Source organism: Leifsonia sp. 10L418 (assembly GCF_056395445.1).
The window spans coordinates 140671-160430 of record NZ_JBFTJN010000008.1 but is presented as its reverse complement, the minus strand read 5'-3'; the positions used below and the strand labels follow the sequence as shown (position 1 = coordinate 160430).

Genomic DNA, 19760 nt, shown 5'->3' with positions numbered 1-19760 from the left:
GAGATGATTACCAGAAGAGAAGCAGCACTCCGCCTTGATATCCCGCTCGAGATGGCTCAGCGCAATGGGATTCCCTCGCGACTGACTGAGGCGCAGCTCGCCGAGATCGACACGAATCCACCGGTCTGGCTGGCCCAGTCGCGCGCAAACCGCACCGGAAAGAAGCCGGTCTGGGTGGAGCTTCGCTGTGACATCTGTGGTTTCACCGAGGCGGCCCGGCCCAAGAAGTGGTGGCCGACATTCACCTACCTCAGCTGTGATCATCATGGATTCGATGAACTGCCGGAGCCGGCAGAGGGTCTGGCCCGTCGTGAGGTTGACGGAATCGGCACCCGGTTCATCGGCATTATCGACGAGGCGCCGAGCGGCGCCTGACTCACCCGCCTCACCCAGAGTTCGTTTCCGGAGCTCAACCTCACCTCGTTCAACCCACGAAGTGACGTCGCGTTGTTCCCCCATCGACCACAGGAGTTCGAGTGGCCCACGCCTATCCGCTGTATCAAGACATTGCCGCACAGTGCCTGTGCTGCCGGTCGATGCAGCCGTTCCATTTCACGTCGGCGGCCGATCAGGTTGTCTGCTCGTTCTGCGTGCGGCACACCGGCGCCGATCGGGCCGAACGTCGCGACGCCGACCATGTCGCGCTTTGGCTTCGGCTCTACACCGAGCTGCAGGATGTCCATGCGACAGCGGTTGAGAACGCGACCGCTGAGTTGGCGGCGAAAGACCAGACCATTGCCGAACGTGTGGCCGAGGTCGACGAGCTGCGGAGCCTGCTGGCCGGAAGCTTCGATTCAACGCCGCGCGGGGGCATCCGGGACGTTCTCGAGAACGATCTCGTCAAACGGGCCGAGCGCAAGACGGAGCTCGCCTCCCGGCGCACCGACCGGGCGATGGCAGTGCTCTGGCGGCTCGCCCACCGGCATACGGTCAATCCGTCCCAGCCGGCACAGTGCGGGTGCGGGATGAGCGTGGCGCAGTGCCCGGACCGACAGACCCTCGAGACCCTGCGCAGCGAGCTCGCCGAATGGGAAGCCCGCAACGTGCAGCTGGCGGCGGCTGGGCAGCGGCATGCGCTGCCGCCGGAGCATCCGGCGTACGTCTAAATCACGGTCGGGATGAGACGGAGGTCGAGCCTGTCGAGACCCAGTGAGTCGCCCGTGAAGCCGCGATTCGACTTGGGCGCGGGTTATCCCCGTGGGCGCGGTTTCTACCGCGCGCCCAACGGGATACCCCGCGCCGGCTTCGCGGCGCTAATTCAATTCCGTGCGACGGGGACGCGGTCGCAGCGGCCAGAGGAGCACGAGCGCGCCCGTCAACGACGCGGCTGCCCCGATGGCCATCCCGACACCCACCGCACTTGACGTCAGCACGGGCAAGCGCGCGAGAACGATCTGCGACAGGTAGATCCCGAGAACCAGCAGGAAGAGGGCGCCGAGAACTCGGCCGACATCGACGGTGGAGCGAAGCTGCAGACCAGCCATCAGCCCGAGTCCGGCAAAGATGACGACGGCAGGCAGGCCAGGGCCCAGCCAGGAATGGCTCGCTGACAGGATTCCAATCAGGATTGTGACGGGAACACTGAGCATCGCGACAAGCCGAGCCGTCCTCCCTCGTCCGAGCAGAGCACACACCAGCCCGCTCGTCAGCATCGCGCCGATGATCGCCGACGGGTTCGAGAACGGTCCTATCGTTCCTGCAGAGGTAATGCCCGGAGCCCAGGCAATCACGGCGAGATACCACACCGAGAAGACGGCCGCGACGACCTGTGCGGCGAGACCGACCCGATTGAGACGCTCGGGTGCGATGAAACGTTCGTGCAAGCCGGCGGCGACAACGGTGAGGCTGCTCAACAAGGTGGGCGCGACGTGTCCCTGCGCATCATCCTCGTCCAAGAGCACTGACACGAGTGCTTCACCGTTGCGCTTGCGCCAGTCGGACGGATACCAGCGCACGAGCTTCCGATATCGCGACGCCCGTGCCGCCTCTGCCGCACTGCGCGAGCCGTCTCCGTGGCCGCTCACAGTTAGAACGCCGCAATCGGAGTTGACAAGCTGCGGGCTTGAAGCCGGGCTCGTGCCTGGCCGGCGTTCGCCTCAAGCCGGGCGACCTCGGTCTCGAGCTCAGCTGCGCCCGCATCGGTCAGTCGAAAGTAGCGGCGCAAGCGACCGTCAACCACCTCATCACCGTCGAGTTCTACCCAACCAAGCTGTCCGAGTCGTTCGAGCGCCGCATAGAGCGTGGCAGCCTTGAGGCGGACGCGCCCTCCAGAAAGCTGACGGGCTTCTTCGATCAGCGCGTAGCCATGACGTCGGCCGCCTGTCAACACGGTGAGCACCCAGAAGGTCGGTTCGCGCATTTCGGTGGACATGCGATCACCATAGTCTTGTGGCTGGAGTATCACAACCAATTGACCATCGCTGCTGGGCGATATGGCCGGTACTAGGGTGAGGCCATGAAACGGCAGCCCACGGTGCCCGTGACTCGGGTGATTGACGGTGCAGAGATCGAGTACCTTCTTCGCACGAGCGGGCCGCGCCTGGCCGTTCTCTTTCACGGTGGGCACCTGCGGGCGGACCTCGCGATCGGGCAAGAGTCCTTCAGCTCTGCCGGCTGGTCGCTTCTGCACCCTTCGCGACCCGGCTATGGCGGTACACCCCTCAAGGCTGGGCCGGATGACGCGGCCTACGTCGACCGGATTGCGTTGCTCTGTGCGCAACTCGGTTATCAGGACGCGGTGTCGATCGGGATCTCCGCTGGCGGTCGTACTGCGATGACGTTCGCGGCGCGGCATCCAGATATTGTCTCCGGGCTGGTCTTGGAAGGTTCAGTCAGTTTTCTGCCTTGGCCTACACGGTGGACCAGAACTGGCGCGACGGTGCTTTTCCGCCCGACGGTTGAACGAGTGACGTGGGGAGTCACGCGTCTCTTCTTCGGCCTGTTCCCCGACATCATGTTGTGGGGGATGCTCACAACTCTTTCCACGCTTCCCGCTCACACAGCCCTCCGGGCACTGTCGGAGGCGGACCGGGCACAGTTGGTGGCGCTCTTCACACGGATGCGCTCGGGAAGAGGCTTTCTCAACGATCTGCGGGAGCCGATCGACGTCACCCAATCGATACATCAGCCCACACTCATCGTGGCGAGCCGTCACGACGGGGCAGTTGGCCAGGAACATCCGTTTGCGCTCGTCGATCAGATCGTCAACGCGACGCTGGTGATGACCGATTCGGTCAGCCACCTCCTCTGGATCGGGCCTCACGCGGAGCAGGAGCGCGACGCCGTCGCTGCATTCCTCGCGACTTTGCCTCCCGTCGTTCGGCCACGCTAGCGTGACACGGATCGCCGGCGAAGCCGAAACGTCGCGCCGGGAGGGGCCGGCACCGGTCGATCGGCTCCGGAAGTCAGTTGACGCCGACGACGCAACTCAAGTTTCAGGCTCTCCTCGCCGCGTGCCATCGCCCAGCGATGGTTTGCAGCGAACACGGGACGCAGGAGCCAGGTCAGACGGCGCAACAGCGCCTTGCTTGCGCTCACCCGCCAGTCGTAGCCGACGACGACTTCGGGTCCGTCCTGCTCGAACGACCACCGGCCGTCGCCGACGAGATCGCCGTCGGCAGTCACAGCGAATCCTGCCGCTGTGACGGGTTCGGTCACGGTCAAGGTCCAATGGAGGGTATACGGCAACCACCCCTTCGTGTGCAGCCGCACAACCGCGCCGCGTCCCTCGGCATCCGCAGGTCGCCACACGACGGCAGTGAGGTAGACCGCCGGCCACCAGCGGGGCAGCGTCGCCGCATCGGCCAGGACCTCCGCGATCTCCGGCACCGTGCCCGGAATGCGCCAGTCGGTGTGGAACTCGTAATCAGCACTCATGGTGAATGCGCTGGCATTCCACGACCACAAACTGAACCATGAAAAAATGCTAGTGCGGGACCGGTCCTGACGGTAGGTCACAGGCCGGACGCGTCGATGGCATCCGCTGTGCCGAAAAGACGCTGCGTCGAACAAAATAGCCCCGGCGCCAAAGCGCCGGGGCTGTGAGCACTGTCTCAACCAGTACTCTCCGGCGCGGCTTGCGCGGCACCGGAAATCTAGGTCAATCCTACCGCGTGATCCTGTGCCTTCTCGGTCGCGGGCGGTCGGCCTTCGACCCGTTCCGCCACCACAGACGCGATTCTCCGGGCGTCTCGGCCCACACCGTGCACCATTGCCGACGAGACCGACGTGAGAAAGTGAAGCCCAACGAAATAGAGCCCCGGCTCGGTCGCCACGAGTCCTCGATCGTGAATCGGCTCGCCGTTTGCACCGAATACCGGCAGGTGAATCCAGGAAAAGTCAGCGATGAATCCGGCACACCACACCACATTGGCGACGGGCAGCACGGTGCCATCCTCGAGCAGCGGCCTCCCGTCAGCACTTCCGACACATCGGCCGACTCGGCGCACCCCAAGGGCCACTAGCTCCTTCGACCGCACCCGAATCAACGGCACGCCACGCTTCATCATGTTCGGCCGCACCCGCCGCCCGATGGGTGTATCGACCGACAGAACCTTCGGAAAGATGATGCGGTTGAGGAGGTGCACGACGATATGACGGCCGATGAAGCTTGTCGAGGCGAAGGGCAACTCACCGGGACCCGCTCCAGCCAAGACGACGGGATGCGTCGCGCTGAGATCCTTTGCGATTTCGGCGCCCGAATTTCCGGCTCCCACGATGAGCGTCGTGCCCTCTGCGAGTTGTTCGGGATTGCGATAGCTGACCGCGTCGAACTGGCGGATGGCGGGGGAGAGCCCCTTCGCGCCGGCCGGCACTTGGGCGACTTGCAAGTTCGCCATTGCCACGACGACCTGACTGGTGATGAAGACCCGGGCGCCGCACGTGACGATGAAGTCGTCACCGTCGCGAAACAGACTGTCAACCCGCATCCCGCTCAACACCGGGAGGCCGAAGTGCGACGCGTACGCCTGCAGGTAGTCGGCCATCTCATCTTTGGTCGGCAGGTTGCCGCCGTCGGCAGGAAACCTCATCCCGTCGAGGCCGTCGTATCGAGCCGGGGTGAACAGCCGCAGGCTGTCCCATCGATTGCGCCAGGCATCGCCGATGTGGGCTGCCGCATCGAGCACCACATGGTGCACGCCCAACTGGGCGAGGTGGTACGAGACCGAGAGTCCCGCCTGGCCACCGCCGATCACGATCACGTCGATGCGATTCCAACCGCTTGACGTGTTTTCTGAGTTCCGTAGCTGTTCCATGCACACACGGTAGAACGCGTCCCCTGCCGGCACATCGGCGAAATCTTCCGCACCCTGCTCCTACCGAATGGGTACTTCTACCCAGTCCGCCGCGCGGAGTCCTGGGCGGTCGAGGCATCCGTCGCCCGACGCCAACAGTCAGCGTTGAATCAGCCTGTTCTCATAGGCGTAGGCGGTCGCTGCCGCCCGTGACGGCACAGCGAGTTTCGCGAGGATGTTGCTCATGTGCCGGTCGACGGTTCTGACACTGAGTTTCAGCTGGGTGGCGATTTGCTTGTTCGTCGCTCCGCGCGCGGCCAGGCGCAGCACCCGCAGCTCTTGCGCGCTGAGCACGTGCGCAGGTGCGGCTGCCGGGTGCGCTGACGCCAAGCGGTCGAGATCGGGGCGTGCCGTCAACGCGGCGAAGGTGTCTCGTGCCGCAGTCAATTCCATCCGCGCACCCTCGATGTCGCCCAGCACACCGCATGCTGCAGCAAGGCCGACGCGCACCCGAGCCGCCACATACGGCGCCGCCAGCATCAACCAGAGCTGCAGCGCCAGACGCAGCGAGCGGAGCGCATCTTCGGGGTTGCCGGCGTCAAGCAGAACAAGGCCGCTCGCTTGCGCAGACATCGCCTGCAAGACGGGAGTGTCGTAGAGCGCGGCGATTTCTTCGAGATCGTGCGCGGCAGCCTGGGCTTCCGAGCTGTTGCCGACCGCCAACATGATCTCGACCTGGGCGGGAAGAAACCGGGCCCGGTCGAGGTCGGTTCTGCTGGTAATCACTGCCCGACTGATCGCGCCGCTCGCGATATCGAACCGACCCTGGTCCAGACGCAGCAGCGCCAGCCCCGGTTGCGGTTCTCCGCCGAGTGCGCTGGCTCGCTCGTAGGCCAGCTCGGCCGCCCGATGTTCGCCGCGCAGCCGGTGGATCTCTGCTTCCTCATAGAACGCGGAGGCCCGTCCGTCATCGTCGGCGGACAGCCCAGCGGTCACCCGGCGAGCTTCATCGAGAGCTTCTGACCAGAGGCCGCCGAACTTCATGAGCTCTGCTCGGTGAACTCGGCAGGTGCCGCTGAACATTCCGAGCTGTTCCTGCAACCGGCACCAGCCGTCGAGTACCGCGGTCCACTCACGGGCCCGGTCGACGGCGAACACCCGTTGACAGCTGGCGATTACCGCGCAGTACACCAGGCCCTTGCTGAGCTCGGTCACCGGCTCGGTGGTTGCGATGAGCATGGCTTCGCCCAGAAGGCGCATTCCCTCCGACACCCGACCGGCTTCGACGAGAGCGCGTCCGCCGAGCTGGCGTGCTAGTGCAGAAAGGTCGGCGTCGGTGAAACGATCACCGATCGCCATCGCTTCCTGAGCTGCGGCGTGCGCCTCCTCGGTGCGCTTCTGGTGGATCAGATGATGGATGCGCGGCAAGAACAGGTAGCCGCGTTCGGCGCAATCGCCGTGCAGGTCGACGAGTCGCTCGCATCTGCCGAGCCAGGCCTCGGCCTGCCCGGATTCCCCGAGAGAAGCGAACCGGTATCCGTGCCAAAACGCCAGGCGGGCCGCGCGCAATTCAGCGTGCTCCGCGAGGCAGGAGGCATAGGCGCGCTCAAGCGTTTGAGATGCCACCGTGTCATGCCGGGTCAACTCCGCAGATCTGGACAAGAGCTCCAAGTCTGCAGATGCCAACGGATGTTCGGCGTCAGCGGCCATGAAATGAGTAAACGCATCTTCCCAGCGCCACTCGTCGAACGCCAGGTGCGCGCTGGCCAATTCGTCGAGTCCCGAGCCATCGGTCGGCATGAGAGCAATTATCCGCTTCACATCCTGGCCACGATAGGGCCGTCGCGGCATCGTGCCTTGGAGGATGGGCGTGCGCAGGCCACACTGATCCGTATGGTAGCGGCGACGACGATACTGGCGCTCATCCTGATCTGGAGCGTGTTCTCCGGGCCACTTGACCGGCGTGGCATCACCTCCGCCCTCTTCCTGATGGTTGCCGGCCTCCTCGTCAGCGCCTCGGCCCTCGGCATTCTCAACTTTTCAGTCGAGTCCGTGTTTGCCGAGCGAGTGGCGGAGGTCGCGCTGGTTCTGCTTTTGTTCAGCGACGCGAGCCGGCTGAACCTCCGATCGCTCAGACACGAGCTCGGCTGGCCGAGTCGACTACTCCTGATCGGGCTCCCGCTCACGATGCTGGCCGGCGTGGGCGTTGGGGCGCTTGTCTTTCCGGGCATGGAGCTCGCATCCGTTGTTCTCCTCTCCACAATGCTGGCCTCGACCGATGCGGCGCTCGGCCAGAAAGTCGTCTCGGACCCGGCGGTGCCGGCCCGCGTACGCCAAGCGCTCGACGTGGAGAGCGGTCTCAACGACGGCCTTGCCGTGCCCTTCTTCCTCGTCGCGCTCGACGTTGCCAATGCCGACCTGCACGCGGGGGTGACCGCATCCGTCATCAGTAACATGGCCATTCAGATCGGCGGGGGACTCGCTGCCGGACTCGGCGCGGGCATCGTGGGCGGGCTCCTGTTCCGTTCAGCGGATCGGCGCGGATGGATCGGGCGCGAGTGGCGACAGGTTCTGCCGCTCGTGGTGGCGCTGTTGGCCTACACCGTCGCAGTCCTGCTGGGCGGCAGCGGATTCATCGCGGCGTTCGTCGGCGGCATCGCGTTCGGAAGCTTCTCGGGCGCGCGCGGTTCGGCTGTCACCCTGCTCACCGAAGAAGCGGGAGGCTTTCTCGCCGCCGTCACCTGGATCGGGTTCGGAGCCCTCGCGCTCACCCTCGTTCTCCCGCATATCACCTGGCAGGTCGTGCTGTACGCAGCGCTCAGCTTGACCCTCGTTCGCATGATCCCGGTCGTGATCGCATTCGCCGGTCAGGGGGTCAGGCGCCCGACCGTGGCCTTCATCGGCTGGTTCGGCCCACGCGGGCTCGCCTCGCTGGTGTTCGCTCTGCTCGCTCTCGAACGGGGCATCCCCGACAGCGAGGTCGTGCTCACCACCGTCATTGTGACCGTCGCGCTCAGCGTCATCCTTCACGGGCTGACCTCTGTCCCCCTGGTCGCCTCCTATCACCGTTGGTATGCGGCACACGCGGTCGAGCATCCCTCGGCGGCAGAGTCCGCGCCGACAACGTTGCCGCGCCTGCGGCGCCAGCAGGAACACCACACTGGCGGTCAGGGCGGGCCAGGCCAGGGGTCACGCTGATTCGGCCTGTTGGACTGCCAGGGCGAGGCGTACCATGGGCCACATTCTTGGTCCGAACGAGAGCGATCGAGACCGACAGAGGGGAATGTTATGGCCGAGACTTCACTCGACGAGTTGGGACCCGTCGATTTTGTGATCGTTGAGTTTCCCAAAGACCAATCCAATTTCACGGGCGAAATGGTCGATGAACTGGTGAGACTTGTCGATGCAGGCACGATTCGGATCATCGACATCCTGATTCTCGCCAAAGGCGACGATGGCGTTGTTGAGGCGATGGAACTCTCCGACATGGACGAGCTCGGCGCGCTGCAGAAGATTGAGGCAGAGCTCGCTGAGCTGCTGGCGGAGGATGACGTTCTGCACCTTTCGGCCGCGATGGATCCCGGAAGCACCGCCGGAGTTCTTGTCTACGAGAACCTCTGGGCGGCACCCTTCGCATCGGCGGCCCGCCGAGCGGGCGGGCAGTTGATTGCAAATGGGCGAATTCCCATTCAGGCCATCATCGCCTCACTCGAGGCCGATCAAACACTCGAGAGAGTAGGAGAGTGACATGCCACTTCGACCAGGACGAGTGGGAAGAGTCGGCGTCGTCGGCGCACCCGTGGCGAAAACCGCCGTTGTCGCAGCAGCAGTGACGCCGGGCCCTTCCCCAGTGGCGAAGGCGGCAGTCGTCGGGGCGGTAGTCACGCCGGGGCGCCGCCGGATCTAGAAATCACGAGGCGACTTCTGCGATCACGAGTTCGTGGCCGCGCTCAGAGCGTCGACTCCAGAATTTCTTCACAAAGTTCTTTTCACGCGTTAACGAAAAATCCCCCGCAGAACCGAAGTTCTACGGGGGATTCTTACTGTGTCCGAGAGGGGACTTGAACCCCTACGTCCTATACGGACACTAGCACCTCAAGCTAGCGCGTCTGCCAATTCCGCCACCCGGACTGGATGTCGTCTGCGTTGTGTTTCTTGCTGACGAGGTAATAACTTAGCACGGTTTCTGAGCACCAAAACACCACTCGGCCGCCGTGCGGGCGAGCATTTCTCAGCTTGGCGGCGTGTCGAATCGACCGGTACCGTGAACCACATGTCAATCACTGGGAACGCACGGCCCGAAGAAGAAATTCTTGATCTCACCGCACGCATCGCACGCGACCTGATTCGGTTCGACACGAGCAACTATGGCGAGGGGCGTTCCAACGGTGAGGCGGATGCCGCCGACTACGTTGCCGAGAATTTGCGCGGACTCGGCCTCAAGCCAGAAATCTTTGAATCCGAACCCGGCCGCACGAGCGTCGTCGCCCGCGTGAAGGGTCGTGACAGCAACAAGGGTGCGCTCGTCGTGCACGGCCACCTCGACGTGGTTCCCGCGGACCCGGCCAATTGGTCGGTGGACCCGTTCGGTGGAGTGATCAAAGACGGTCTGCTCTGGGGCCGCGGCGCCGTCGACATGAAAAATATGGATGCGATGATGCTCGCCTCCCTGAAAGACATCCTCGGTGCCGGCGAAGCACCGGCCCGTGACCTCGTAATCGCCTTCTTCGCCGACGAGGAAGCCGGGGGAGTGCTCGGCTCGCACTATCTGGTTGACACCCGCCCCGACCTTTTCGCCGGTGCCACCGAGGCGATCAGCGAGGTGGGCGGCTACTCCATCACGTTCGGCGACCAGCGCTCGTACCTGCTGCAGACCGGCGAGAAAGCACTGATTTGGATCAAACTCGTCGCCCGCGGCAGCGCTGCGCACGGCTCACGTCTCATCCACGACAATGCGGTGACCCGACTGGCCGAGGCCGTTGCCGCCGTCGGCCGCCGCGAATGGCCGATCCGCCTGACCGACACGACCACGCAACTGCTCGGTGAGATTGCGCGCATCCTGGATGTCGACCCGCAGCGGGTGGGACCCGACGCGTTGGCTCTCGCCACGGGCACCGCCTCCGGCTTCATCCAGGCAAGCCTGCGCACGACCTCGAACCCGACGGTCCTGACGGGCGGATACAAGCACAATGTGATCCCCGACACCGCCGAGGCACTGATCGACGTGCGTACGCTGCCGGGCGAAGAAGACGCCGTGCTCGCCGAAATCGCCGAGCTCGTCGGGCCAGACATCGAAATCGTCGTCATGCACCGCGACATCGGCCTCGAAAACCCCTTCGACGGCGCGCTCATTGACGCGATTGTCAGCACCTTGGACGCGCATGACCCCGGCGCGCCTGTTCTGCCGTACTTGCTCTCTGGCGGCACCGACAACAAAGCCCTGAGCAAGCTTGGAATCACCGGTTACGGTTTCGCCCCCTTGAAACTCCCAGCCGATTTGGATTTTCCGGGCATGTTCCATGGCGTTGACGAGAGGGTGCCGCTTGACGCATTAGTGTTTGGCAGGCGGGTTCTGACCGACCTGCTGTCGACTTACTAAACCTGCGGAGCACCACAAGTGGATTTCATTAACGCCATCATTCTCGGATTGGTCCAGGGCCTCACCGAGTTCCTGCCGATCTCGTCGAGCGCTCACGTGAGCATCGTCGGTCAGCTGATCGGCACGGGTGAAGACCCGGGCGCCCGGTTCACCGCCATCACCCAGATCGGAACCGAAGTCGCCGTCGTGCTGTATTTCTGGCGCGACATCGTGAAGATCATCGGCCAGTGGTGCCGTTCGCTGGTCGGCAAGGTTCCGCGCAACGACCCCGATGCCCGCATGGGGTGGCTCATCATCCTCGGTTCACTGCCGATCATCGTGCTCGGCCTGCTCTTTCAGGATGCGATCGAGACGGTTCTGCGCAACCTCTGGATCACCGGGACGATGCTCATCCTCTTCGGCATCCTGCTCGGTATCGCCGACCACGTCGGCGCCAAGAAGCGCCGGCTGAAAGACCTCACCGTGCGCGACGGCACGATCTACGGCTTCGCCCAGGCCCTCGCGTTGATCCCCGGCGTCTCCCGTTCCGGCGGCACGATCACCGCCGGCCTGTTCATGGGCTACGAGCGCAAGGCTGCGGCCCGCTACGCCTTCCTGCTCGCCATCCCGGCTGTGCTCGGCAGCGGTTTCTACCAGGTCTACAAGTCGATTGCCGACCCCTGCCTTGCCGGTGCCACCAACTGCACGCCAGAGGTCTTCGGTCCCGCCGAGACCCTGGTTGCCACGATCGTCGCCTTCTTCGTCGGCCTGGTCGTGATCGCGTTCTTCATGAGCTACATCTCGAAGCACAGCTTCCTGCCCTTCGTGATCTACCGCATCGTGGCCGGCATCGTCGTGTTCGTGCTTCTGGGCACGAACGTCATCGCCGCATAGTTAGGCTGGATCTCATGCGTGCTTGGCAACATCCTGTCGTCCCGTCTGTGCCGGGCCATTCCGACGCCCCGCTGCTTCATGACACGGCGACTGACGTGCTCGTCTACGCGCAGCCGGCAGACGTCGCCCGCCTCTACGTCTGCGGAATCACCCCGTATGACGCGACCCACCTCGGGCACGCGAACACCTACCTTGCATTCGATACGTTGCAGCGCGTCTGGCTCGACGCCGGCTACAAGGTTCACTACGCACAGAACGTGACGGATGTCGACGACCCGCTGCTCGAGCGGGCGGCGGCCACCGGCGTGGACTGGCGCGAACTCGCCGAGTCGCAGGTTGAGCTTTTTCGCACCGACATGGCGGCTCTGCGCATCCTGCCGCCTAACGACTACGTGGCCGTCACCGAGGTGATCGACGAGATCTCAGCGGCGGTGTGCGCACTCGCTGACGCCGGTCTCGCCTATGCAGTCGACACCCCGGATGCGCTGCTCACCGAATCGGGGGAGCGCGGAGCCGATCTCTACTTCGACAACGCCGCGGCCGAGGAAGCCGCGCCCTGGCGCCTGGGCGACGAGAGCAACCTCGACCGCCCCGCGATGCTCGAGCTGTTCGCCGCGCATGGCGGCGACCCGGATCGCGCCGGCAAGCGTGACGCACTCGACCCGTTGCTCTGGCGTGCGGCCCGCGAGGGCGAGCCGTCCTGGCCGACCCGCGTCGGTGCCGGCCGCCCGGGCTGGCACATCGAGTGTTCGGTCATCGCGCTCAAGGAGCTCGGCACCGACTTCACCGTGCAAGGCGGCGGAAGCGACCTGATTTTTCCGCACCACGACATGAGCGCCGGTCATGCGGCTGCCCTGTCCGGGCATCCTCTCGCCGGCGTATATTCCCATGCCGGAATGGTCGCCTACCAGGGCGAGAAGATGAGCAAGTCGCTCGGCAACCTGGTGCTCGTTTCCGGGCTTCGCGCCGAGGGCGTCGACCCGCGGGCCATCCGACTCGCTCTGCTCTCCGAGCACTACCGTTCCGACTGGGAGTGGACCAACGCCACGCTCGAGGCGGCACAGGCTCGCCTGGCTCGCTGGGGTGCCGCGTTCGCGACCGACCAAGCGAGCACGGATGCGGCAACGGATGCGGCGGAGCCGGCCATCACGGGTTCGGCGAACGCTGTCGTTCAGCAGCTGCGTGACGCCCTGCACAACGACCTCGACACTCCGGGCGCGCTGGCCGTCATCGACGCTGCAACCGCCACGCTGTCCGATGACCCGGCGCTGATCGCGCAGGCGATCGACGCGCTTCTCGGGGTGCAGCTCTAGCAATCGGGCCGACACCGAATCGCGGCATGTGAGAGCTAGGCGCGCGGCGGGCCTTCGGGCCCCGGACGCCCATCCGGCCCGGAGCGGCCGTCGGCCCAGCCCTCACGGCCGTCCCCGCGCTTGCGCAGGTACTGCTCGAATTCCTGGGCAATCGCCTCACCGCTTGCCTCGGGGGAGTCGACGGTGTCGCGAGCCTGTTCGAGCTGCGCGATGTAGGCGGCCATCTCGTCGTCGTCGGCGGCGAGTGCGTCAATTCCGCGCTCCCACTCGGCAGCATCCGAGACCAAGTCGCCACGCGGAATGACGACGTCGATGATCTCCTCGAGCTTGTCGATCAGAGCCAGCACGGCCTTCGGTGACGGCGCGTTATGCACGTAATGCGGCACGGAAGCCCAGATCGAGAGTGTCGGGATCCCGACTTTCTCCGCAGCCTCGGACAGTACGCTCAGAATGCCGACCGGTCCTTCGTAATTACTGCGCTCGATGTGCAATTCCTTGCGCACCTGAGGGTTGTCACTCGAGACAAAGATCGAAATCGGTCGCGTGTGGGGGACATCCGCGAGCATCGCACCCAGAAAGACGACCCCGCTGATGTCGGCGGCCAGCGCCGAATCCAGTATCTCGGACGTGAAACTCTTCCAACTGCGTGACGGCTCGGTGCCGAGCAACAGGTAGATGTTGCCGGCGTTGGTTCCGCTGACAGCCAACTCGGCGTCTTCGGCGAGCGGAACGGGCGCCACGCCCGGCGACACCGGGCCGTACATGACCGCTTCTGGCCATTCGATCGAGCGGCCGCCCTCGTCATTCGTCGAGATCGTGGGGCGGTTGAACTGGTAGTCGAAGTACAGCTCGGGGTCGATTTCAGCGATCGGTGTGACGCCCAGCAAATCTTTGAGCGTGCTCACCGCGCCGGTGGCAGCCTCGCCTGCGTCGTTCCAGCCCTCGAACGCCACCACAAGAAGGCGCCCGCTCAAAAACCCATTGCCGTTTGTCACGCTTGCAAACCTCGATCATTCCGCGTGCCCGTTCGGCGCACCCACAGTCAAGGATAGGCCGTGCCCTCTAGACTTGAACCCCGTGAACCAGATCAGAACTCTTTCCCCCCTGCCCGCGGCCGTTCTGTGGGATATGGACGGAACCCTGATCGACACGGAATCGTACTGGATGCAGGCCGAGACCGACCTGGTCACCTCCTTCGGCGGCACCTGGACCTACGACGATTGCATGCTGCTCGTCGGCTCCGGTTTGCCGAACGCGGCGGCGGTGTTGCAGTCGCGCGGCGTCGACATGGAGCTTGACGCCATCGTGTCCTGGCTCACCGACCGCGTGCAGCTGAAGATCAACGAACATGGGTTGCCCTGGCGCCCCGGGGCCCGCGAACTCCTCACCGCGTTCGCCGAAGCCGGCGTGCCGATGGCCCTGGTCACGATGTCGATCGAGCGGATGGCGCGTCAGGTCGCCGACCTCATCGGCGCCGGCACGTTCGACGTCATTGTCGCCGGCGACATGGTTGCGAAGAGCAAGCCGCACCCCGAGGCCTACCTGCTCGCCGCCACCCTGCTCGACGTCGACCCGGCCCGCTGCGTCGCGATCGAGGATTCCCCGACCGGACTCGGCGCAGCCATTGCCGCCGGCACGATTGCGATCCACGTGCCGCACGAGGTCGATCTTCCCGAGGCCGACACGCACACCCGCTGGCCCACCCTCGCTGAGCGCACCCTGGCCGATTTCTCCGCACTGTGCAGCATCCGCTTCGACCTCTTGGACGAAGCCGCCCCCGCAACTCTTGACTTTGAACACACCAATTCCCGCGCCACAGCGGACAACCACGAGGACGCAACAGCATGAGCGACAACCAGGTCAACCAGAACAGCGGCCCGTTCCGGGTCGGCGACCGTGTTCAACTCACCGGCCCCAAGGGCAAGCTGAACACCATCTCGCTTGAACCGGGGAAGGTCTTCCACACGCACCGCGGCATCCTCGCCCACGACGACATCATCGGCCTGCCGGATGGCTCCGTCGTCACGAACAACGTCGGCGTCGAGCACCTGGCATTGCGCCCGCTCCTCAACGACTTCGTCATGTCGATGCCGCGTGGCGCGGCGATCATCTATCCCAAGGATGCCGCCCAGATCCTCGCCCAGGCCGACATCTTTCCCGGCGCCACCGTCGTCGAGGCCGGTGTCGGATCCGGCGCCCTCTCGCTCTGGCTGCTGCGCGCGATCGGTCAGTCCGGTCGTCTGGCCTCGTTCGAACGCCGTGAAGAGTTCGCCGACGTCGCCCGCGACAACATCGCCACGTTCCTCGGCTACGACCCCGACAACTGGACGATCACTCTCGGCGACCTCGCCGACACCCTGCCCGACACGATGGAACCGCAGAGCGTCGACCGGGTTGTGCTCGACATGCTCGCTCCCTGGGAGTGCCTGGGCGTCGTCTCCGACGCGCTCAAGCCCGGTGGAGTGCTGCTCTGCTACGTCGCGACCGTCACTCAGCTCTCGCGCGTTTCCGAGGCAATCCGCGGCAGCGGCCTCTACACGAACCCGGACTCCAACGAGACGATGGTGCGCGGCTGGCACGTTGAGGGCCTCGCGGTCCGCCCCGACCACCGGATGATCGGCCACACCGGATTCCTGATCACCGCCCGCCGTTTGGCTCCCGACACGATCCTGCCCGAGCTCAAGCGTCGCCCGTCGAAGACCGACTTCGCCGACGCGGACTTCGAAGCCTGGACCCCTGGCGCACTCGGCGAACGCAATGTGAGTGCGAAGAGCATGCGCAAGCGGATGCGCGCCGCCGGAACCAGCGCCGCCCTGTCCAAGGGCCGGGAGCTCGAGGTCGATGGTGTCAGCACCGGTGACGACACCGTCGCCGACGGCACCGGCGACAACGTCGACGCCGGTTAGGATAGGCACCGGCTCGCCACTGGCAGTGCGTCACAGCACTGCCACACGGGCCACCACGCATTGACAGACATTGATTGACACCGGACACCCTGTACTGAAATGAGGACTCGTGCGTAAAGCATCCGCACTGATCGCCACCGCTGCGCTTCTGGCTGCAGCCCTGACGGGATGCAGCGCCCCCGGCACTGCCGCTGCCGACTGTACTGCACCAGTGAAGTCGGGCGCCGCGTCAGAGCTCATCGACGTTTCGGGTGATTTCGGCACGGCTCCGACCGTCGACTTCCCGACCCCGTTGAAGACCAAGACCACGCAGCGCACCACGATCATCGAAGGGTCCGGCGACCCGCTGGTCGAGGGCCAGATGGTCAAGGTCGACTTCAGCGTCTACAACGGCACCTCGGGCGAACTGATTGAGGCAACCGGCTACGACGGCGAGAAAGCCGCCACCCTGGTGCTGAACGACGCGACGATGAAGGGCCTCGTCGACGGATTGCTCTGCGCCCAGGTCGGCGAACGCGTTGCAGTGGCTGTCTCCCCGGCCGACGGCTTCGGCCCGCAGGGTGGTCAGGAACAGCTCGGCGTGAGCGCCACCGACTCCCTCGTCTTCGTGATCGATGTCGTGAAGGCTTACCTGCCGCGCGCCAACGGCAAGGACCAGCCCGTCGCATCCGGCCTGCCGGCGGTCGTACTGGCCGAAGACGGCACCCCCGGAATCACGATTCCCTCAGGCGATGCTCCGACCGAGCTCGCCATCGGTGTGCTCAAGAAGGGCAACGGCCCCGTCGTCAAGGAGGGTGACACCGTTACCGTGCAGTACACCGGCGTGGTCTGGGACACCAAGAAGGTCTTCGACTCCAGCTGGGAGAAGGGCACCCCTGCGCAGTTCGTTGCGGCCGACGGTTCGAAGGTTCAGGGCGGCGTGATCCCCGGATTCGCCGACGCCTTGATCGGCCAGACGGTCGGATCGCAGATCATTGCGGTCATCCCGCCCGACCAGGGTTACGGCGACCAGGAGTCGGGATCGATTCCCGCCAACTCCACCCTGGTCTTCGTCGTCGACATCCTCGGTGTGAACTAGGTTCACTTCCGGATGCCGCAACCGGCTTCCCCGAACGCCCTGTGTTGGTCAGTCAGCTGGCCGACGCGGGGCGTTCGTCTTGCCCGCCTCCACCTCCCGCGCACGTCAATCCCATAGAATCGCCCCTGTGCCGCCCACCGCAGACAAACACCCCACCGTCGCCATTGAGGAACGCCTGTTCAGCCTCGTCCTCGCGCTGATCGCGACCGAAATCGGGCTGACCAAGTCCGACATTCTGTCCACGGTGCAGGGCTACCGTCAGCGCTATGTGCTGGGCGGTGACAATGCGAGCCTGGAACGCCAATTCGAACGTGACAAAGACGACATCCGCGACCTGGGCATCCCCTTGGAAACCATCGACTCCGACGACGAGCCAGGAAGCAACCACCACCTGCGCTATCGCATTCCCAAGGGCCTCTACGACCTGCCCGCCGACATCACCTTTTCGGCCGACGAGCTCATGCTCCTCAAGCTTGCCGGCACGGTCTGGCGGGAGGGCTCGCTCTCGGCGGAATCCCGCCGGGCGCTCACCAAGCTCAATTCGCTCGGGGTTGACTCGAACGATCCGATCCTCGGCTATGCGCCGAGCCTCCGGGCGCGGGATGCGGCGTTCGAGCCACTGAGCAAGGCTCTCGATCGTGGGCAGAGTGTCGCATTTCTCTATCTGAAGCCGGGTGAGCCCGCGCCGCGCCGCCGGCAGGTCATCCCGCGCGCCATCGTGTTGCACGAAGGGCGCTGGCACCTTGCGGCCACCGACCTGGCCGCCGACGCCAACCGCACCTTCTTGCTGTCACGCATCACCGGACCGGTGCAAACGATGCCCGGTCCCAGCGCCGAGGTGGTGCCGGGTGCCGCGCAGAACGCGCTCGAAGACCTCGACCGCCTCTGGAGTGCCAACACGGCCGTCGTCGAGGTGCGCCCCGGCAGCGACGCAGCGCTTCGCCTCGGCAAACGCAATGCCGCGGAGAACGAAGGCGAGAACCTGCTCACCCTGCACTTCACCGACTTGAACATCCTCGCCGACGAACTCGCCGGCTACGGCCCCGAGGTCGTCGTCCAGACGCCACGGGAGCTACGCCAGGCCGTGCGCACCCGCCTGATCGGGGTGCGCGACGCCCACTCCGCACCGGCGAGTGCCGCACCCGGCGCAACAGACAGCGGAAGCGTGAACTCATGACCGAACGAGCTGCCCAGTTCAGCGCGCCAGACAAGCTGACTTTTCTGTTGTCGCTGGTCCCGTACCTCACCGAGCACACCAACGTCGAGGTGTCCGAGGTCGCCGCCCATTTCGCCGTCAGCCCGAACCAGGTGCGCGATGCAGTTCGGCTGATCGCGCTCTCGGGAGTGCCGGGGGAGTCACGTCAGTACCAGCACGGCGACCTCTTCGACATCCACTGGGATGAGTTCGAAGACAACGACCGCATCGTGCTCACCCACCTGGTGGCCATCGACGATGCTCCCCGGCTCAGCGCGCGGGAGGCCGCTGCGCTGATTGCCGGCCTTCAGTACCTGTCCTCGCTACCGGAGAACGCGGACAAAGAGGCAATTGCCAGAGTGATGGCCAAACTGACCCGTGGCGCCTCGTCGGCACCCAGCCAGGTCGCGGTCTCTGAGGTCGTCGCCAGCGAGACGATCTCGACGATTCAGGCCGCCGTGCGCGACGGGTTGCCCGTCGAATTCGATTACCTGAACGCACGGGGCGAGAGCGTTCACCGTGTCGTTGACCCGCTGAGGGTCGAATCCGTCGACAACGACTGGTACCTGCGCGGCTGGTGCCACCTCCGCGAGGCCGTGCGCACCTTCCGGCTCGACCGGATGAGCCTGGTGGCGCCGACAGATCAGCCGGCCGCAGCGCATGCCGGTGATGTGCGGCTTCCAGAACGCCTCTTCGAAGGCTCCGACGACGATCTCACGGTCGTTGTGGAACTGCCGGCCACAGCCATGCGGCTCATGGCCGACTACCGGCCGGTCGGTGAAGAACCAATCGGAAACGGCGACCGAGTGCGCACGACCCTGCGGGTTGCCCACTTTCACGGTCTCAAACGGCTCGTCACCGGTCTGGCCGGCATCGTCACGGTCGTGTCGCCGGATGCGGCTCGTCGGGTTGTCGCCGACTGGGCTGCGGATGGCGCCGCCCACTACGACGAGACCGAGGCATAGCCATGGCATGGTGGGGCTGGCTCCTGATTTGGAGCGCGCTGATTCTCGGGCTGCTCGGCATGCTCGTCTGGTTCGCGATCAGGCTTTTTCGAAAAGCGATGGTCACGGCCGATGCTCTGGCCGAACTCGGCGACAAAATGACGCTGCTCGACGCGGCATTCGCCGAGGCAGCGGCCCAGCACGAGCCCCGATTCGACCCGGCGATCTTTCAGGATGCCGGCGAACTCGGGTTCCTACGGGAGCAGGATCGTGCTGAACACGCCCGTCGCCGCCAGGTTCGTCGAGATACACGGATTGACCGCGGTAAACTACTCACACACACCCCAACGAATTTAGAGGACACAGCCTCATGCTTCAGAACTTGACCGGATGGCACTTCCTAATCATCCTTGTCGTCGTGCTGCTTTTGTTCGGCGCACCGAAACTGCCCGGACTGGCCCGAAGCCTCGGACAGTCAATGAAGATCTTCAAGAGCGAGATCAAGAGCGACAAGGTCGACGAAGACCCGAACGCCGAAGTTGCTCGCCCGGCCGATCCCACGACAAAGCCGTAATCTGGTGACTGGGCGCGTCCCACAGAGGGCGGGCCGCGACGGGA

Annotated in this window: 22 protein-coding genes and 1 tRNA gene; 16 read left to right on the top strand and 7 right to left on the bottom strand. The window is 64.9% G+C overall.

What is annotated here, in order from left to right; genetic code table 11:
* The first annotated feature begins 3 nt into the window (after positions 1 to 3).
* Together AC1DCF_RS15820 and AC1DCF_RS15815 are read left to right on the top strand one after the other, a co-directional pair.
* Positions 4 to 375 carry a hypothetical protein gene (locus AC1DCF_RS15820; protein ID WP_477211859.1) on the top strand — a complete coding sequence of 124 codons (372 nt, stop codon included), beginning with the start codon at positions 4 to 6 and terminating at the stop codon, positions 373 to 375.
* 101 nt (positions 376 to 476) lie between these two features.
* Positions 477 to 1106 carry a hypothetical protein gene (locus AC1DCF_RS15815; protein WP_477211858.1) on the top strand — a complete coding sequence of 210 codons (630 nt, stop codon included), beginning with the start codon at positions 477 to 479 and terminating at the stop codon, positions 1104 to 1106.
* 147 nt (positions 1107 to 1253) lie between these two features.
* Here the strand turns inward: AC1DCF_RS15815 and AC1DCF_RS15810 are convergent, their stop codons facing one another.
* Complete coding sequence (locus tag AC1DCF_RS15810; RefSeq protein ID WP_477211857.1) at positions 1254 to 2024, bottom strand: hypothetical protein; 771 nt, start codon at positions 2022 to 2024, stop codon at positions 1254 to 1256.
* A gap of 2 nt (positions 2025 to 2026) precedes the next feature.
* Positions 2027 to 2371 (bottom strand): PadR family transcriptional regulator, encoded by a 345-nt coding sequence (locus AC1DCF_RS15805; RefSeq protein WP_477211856.1) that lies wholly within the window; start codon positions 2369 to 2371, stop codon positions 2027 to 2029.
* Between the two features lie 84 nt (positions 2372 to 2455).
* Here AC1DCF_RS15805 and AC1DCF_RS15800 point away from each other — a divergent pair, with 84 nt between their 5' ends.
* The gene (locus AC1DCF_RS15800; RefSeq protein WP_477211855.1) at positions 2456 to 3331 is read left to right on the top strand and encodes an alpha/beta fold hydrolase; all 876 of its coding nucleotides are present in this window, start codon (positions 2456 to 2458) and stop codon (positions 3329 to 3331) included.
* Here the strand turns inward: AC1DCF_RS15800 and AC1DCF_RS15795 are convergent.
* The 3 genes from AC1DCF_RS15795 to AC1DCF_RS15785 all read right to left on the bottom strand — a co-directional run bounded on the left by AC1DCF_RS15795 (position 3328) and on the right by AC1DCF_RS15785 (position 7034).
* A complete protein-coding gene (locus AC1DCF_RS15795; RefSeq protein WP_477211854.1) occupies positions 3328 to 3876 on the bottom strand; it encodes an SRPBCC family protein in 549 nt (182 codons plus the stop codon). The genes AC1DCF_RS15800 and AC1DCF_RS15795 overlap by 4 nt on opposite strands.
* A gap of 218 nt (positions 3877 to 4094) precedes the next feature.
* Positions 4095 to 5255 (bottom strand): flavin-containing monooxygenase, encoded by a 1161-nt coding sequence (locus AC1DCF_RS15790; RefSeq protein WP_477211853.1) that lies wholly within the window; start codon positions 5253 to 5255, stop codon positions 4095 to 4097.
* A gap of 138 nt (positions 5256 to 5393) precedes the next feature.
* Positions 5394 to 7034 carry a LuxR C-terminal-related transcriptional regulator gene (locus AC1DCF_RS15785; RefSeq protein WP_477211852.1) on the bottom strand — a complete coding sequence of 547 codons (1641 nt, stop codon included), beginning with the start codon at positions 7032 to 7034 and terminating at the stop codon, positions 5394 to 5396.
* Positions 7035 to 7127: 93 nt separating this feature from the next.
* On the opposite strand from AC1DCF_RS15785, the gene AC1DCF_RS15780 reads away from it, so the two are divergent.
* The 3 genes from AC1DCF_RS15780 to AC1DCF_RS15770 all read left to right on the top strand — a co-directional run bounded on the left by AC1DCF_RS15780 (position 7128) and on the right by AC1DCF_RS15770 (position 9141).
* A complete protein-coding gene (locus tag AC1DCF_RS15780) occupies positions 7128 to 8432 on the top strand; it encodes a cation:proton antiporter (protein WP_477211851.1) in 1305 nt (434 codons plus the stop codon).
* Between the two features lie 90 nt (positions 8433 to 8522).
* Positions 8523 to 8981 (top strand): DUF6325 family protein, encoded by a 459-nt coding sequence (locus tag AC1DCF_RS15775; RefSeq protein WP_441789794.1) that lies wholly within the window; start codon positions 8523 to 8525, stop codon positions 8979 to 8981.
* Position 8982: 1 nt separating this feature from the next.
* Positions 8983 to 9141: a hypothetical protein gene (locus AC1DCF_RS15770; RefSeq protein WP_441789793.1), complete on the top strand. Its 159-nt coding sequence runs from the start codon at positions 8983 to 8985 to the stop codon at positions 9139 to 9141.
* A gap of 139 nt (positions 9142 to 9280) precedes the next feature.
* Here the strand turns inward: AC1DCF_RS15770 and AC1DCF_RS15765 are convergent.
* Positions 9281 to 9365, bottom strand: a tRNA-Leu gene (locus AC1DCF_RS15765).
* A gap of 142 nt (positions 9366 to 9507) precedes the next feature.
* Here AC1DCF_RS15765 and AC1DCF_RS15760 point away from each other — a divergent pair.
* The 3 genes from AC1DCF_RS15760 to mshC are packed head-to-tail and all read left to right on the top strand — an operon-like array spanning position 9508 to position 13019.
* Positions 9508 to 10833, top strand: coding sequence for a M20/M25/M40 family metallo-hydrolase (locus AC1DCF_RS15760; RefSeq protein WP_477211850.1), 1326 nt, complete (start codon positions 9508 to 9510; stop codon positions 10831 to 10833).
* An 18-nt stretch (positions 10834 to 10851) separates the two neighbouring features.
* On the top strand, positions 10852 to 11706 hold the full coding sequence (locus tag AC1DCF_RS15755) for an undecaprenyl-diphosphate phosphatase (protein ID WP_477211849.1): 855 nt from the start codon (positions 10852 to 10854) through the stop codon (positions 11704 to 11706).
* A 14-nt stretch (positions 11707 to 11720) separates the two neighbouring features.
* Positions 11721 to 13019 (top strand): cysteine--1-D-myo-inosityl 2-amino-2-deoxy-alpha-D-glucopyranoside ligase, encoded by a 1299-nt coding sequence (gene mshC / locus AC1DCF_RS15750; protein ID WP_477211848.1) that lies wholly within the window; start codon positions 11721 to 11723, stop codon positions 13017 to 13019.
* A 35-nt stretch (positions 13020 to 13054) separates the two neighbouring features.
* On the opposite strand, the gene AC1DCF_RS15745 is transcribed toward mshC, so the two are convergent.
* Positions 13055 to 14014 (bottom strand): PAC2 family protein, encoded by a 960-nt coding sequence (locus AC1DCF_RS15745; protein ID WP_477211847.1) that lies wholly within the window; start codon positions 14012 to 14014, stop codon positions 13055 to 13057.
* A gap of 91 nt (positions 14015 to 14105) precedes the next feature.
* Between AC1DCF_RS15745 and AC1DCF_RS15740 the strand changes: the two genes are divergently transcribed.
* The 7 genes from AC1DCF_RS15740 (at position 14106) to tatA (ending at position 19716) form a co-directional block, all read left to right on the top strand.
* Positions 14106 to 14867, top strand: coding sequence for an HAD family hydrolase (locus AC1DCF_RS15740; RefSeq protein ID WP_477211939.1), 762 nt, complete (start codon positions 14106 to 14108; stop codon positions 14865 to 14867).
* Positions 14864 to 15925, top strand: coding sequence for a tRNA (adenine-N1)-methyltransferase (locus AC1DCF_RS15735; protein WP_477211846.1), 1062 nt, complete (start codon positions 14864 to 14866; stop codon positions 15923 to 15925). Before AC1DCF_RS15740 ends, AC1DCF_RS15735 begins: the two co-directional genes overlap by 4 nt.
* A 109-nt stretch (positions 15926 to 16034) precedes the next feature.
* On the top strand, positions 16035 to 17003 hold the full coding sequence (locus AC1DCF_RS15730; RefSeq protein WP_441789782.1) for an FKBP-type peptidyl-prolyl cis-trans isomerase: 969 nt from the start codon (positions 16035 to 16037) through the stop codon (positions 17001 to 17003).
* A gap of 127 nt (positions 17004 to 17130) precedes the next feature.
* On the top strand, positions 17131 to 18180 hold the full coding sequence (locus AC1DCF_RS15725) for a helix-turn-helix transcriptional regulator (RefSeq protein WP_441789781.1): 1050 nt from the start codon (positions 17131 to 17133) through the stop codon (positions 18178 to 18180).
* Entirely contained in the window at positions 18177 to 19163 is a 987-nt protein-coding gene (locus tag AC1DCF_RS15720) for a helix-turn-helix transcriptional regulator (protein ID WP_477211845.1), read from the top strand. Before AC1DCF_RS15725 ends, AC1DCF_RS15720 begins: the two co-directional genes overlap by 4 nt.
* 59 nt (positions 19164 to 19222) lie before the next feature.
* The gene (locus AC1DCF_RS15715) at positions 19223 to 19528 is read left to right on the top strand and encodes a hypothetical protein (protein ID WP_477211844.1); all 306 of its coding nucleotides are present in this window, start codon (positions 19223 to 19225) and stop codon (positions 19526 to 19528) included.
* Positions 19513 to 19716 (top strand): Sec-independent protein translocase subunit TatA, encoded by a 204-nt coding sequence (tatA, locus tag AC1DCF_RS15710; protein WP_477211843.1) that lies wholly within the window; start codon positions 19513 to 19515, stop codon positions 19714 to 19716. Before AC1DCF_RS15715 ends, tatA begins: the two co-directional genes overlap by 16 nt.
* Positions 19717 to 19760: the final 44 nt, after the last annotated feature.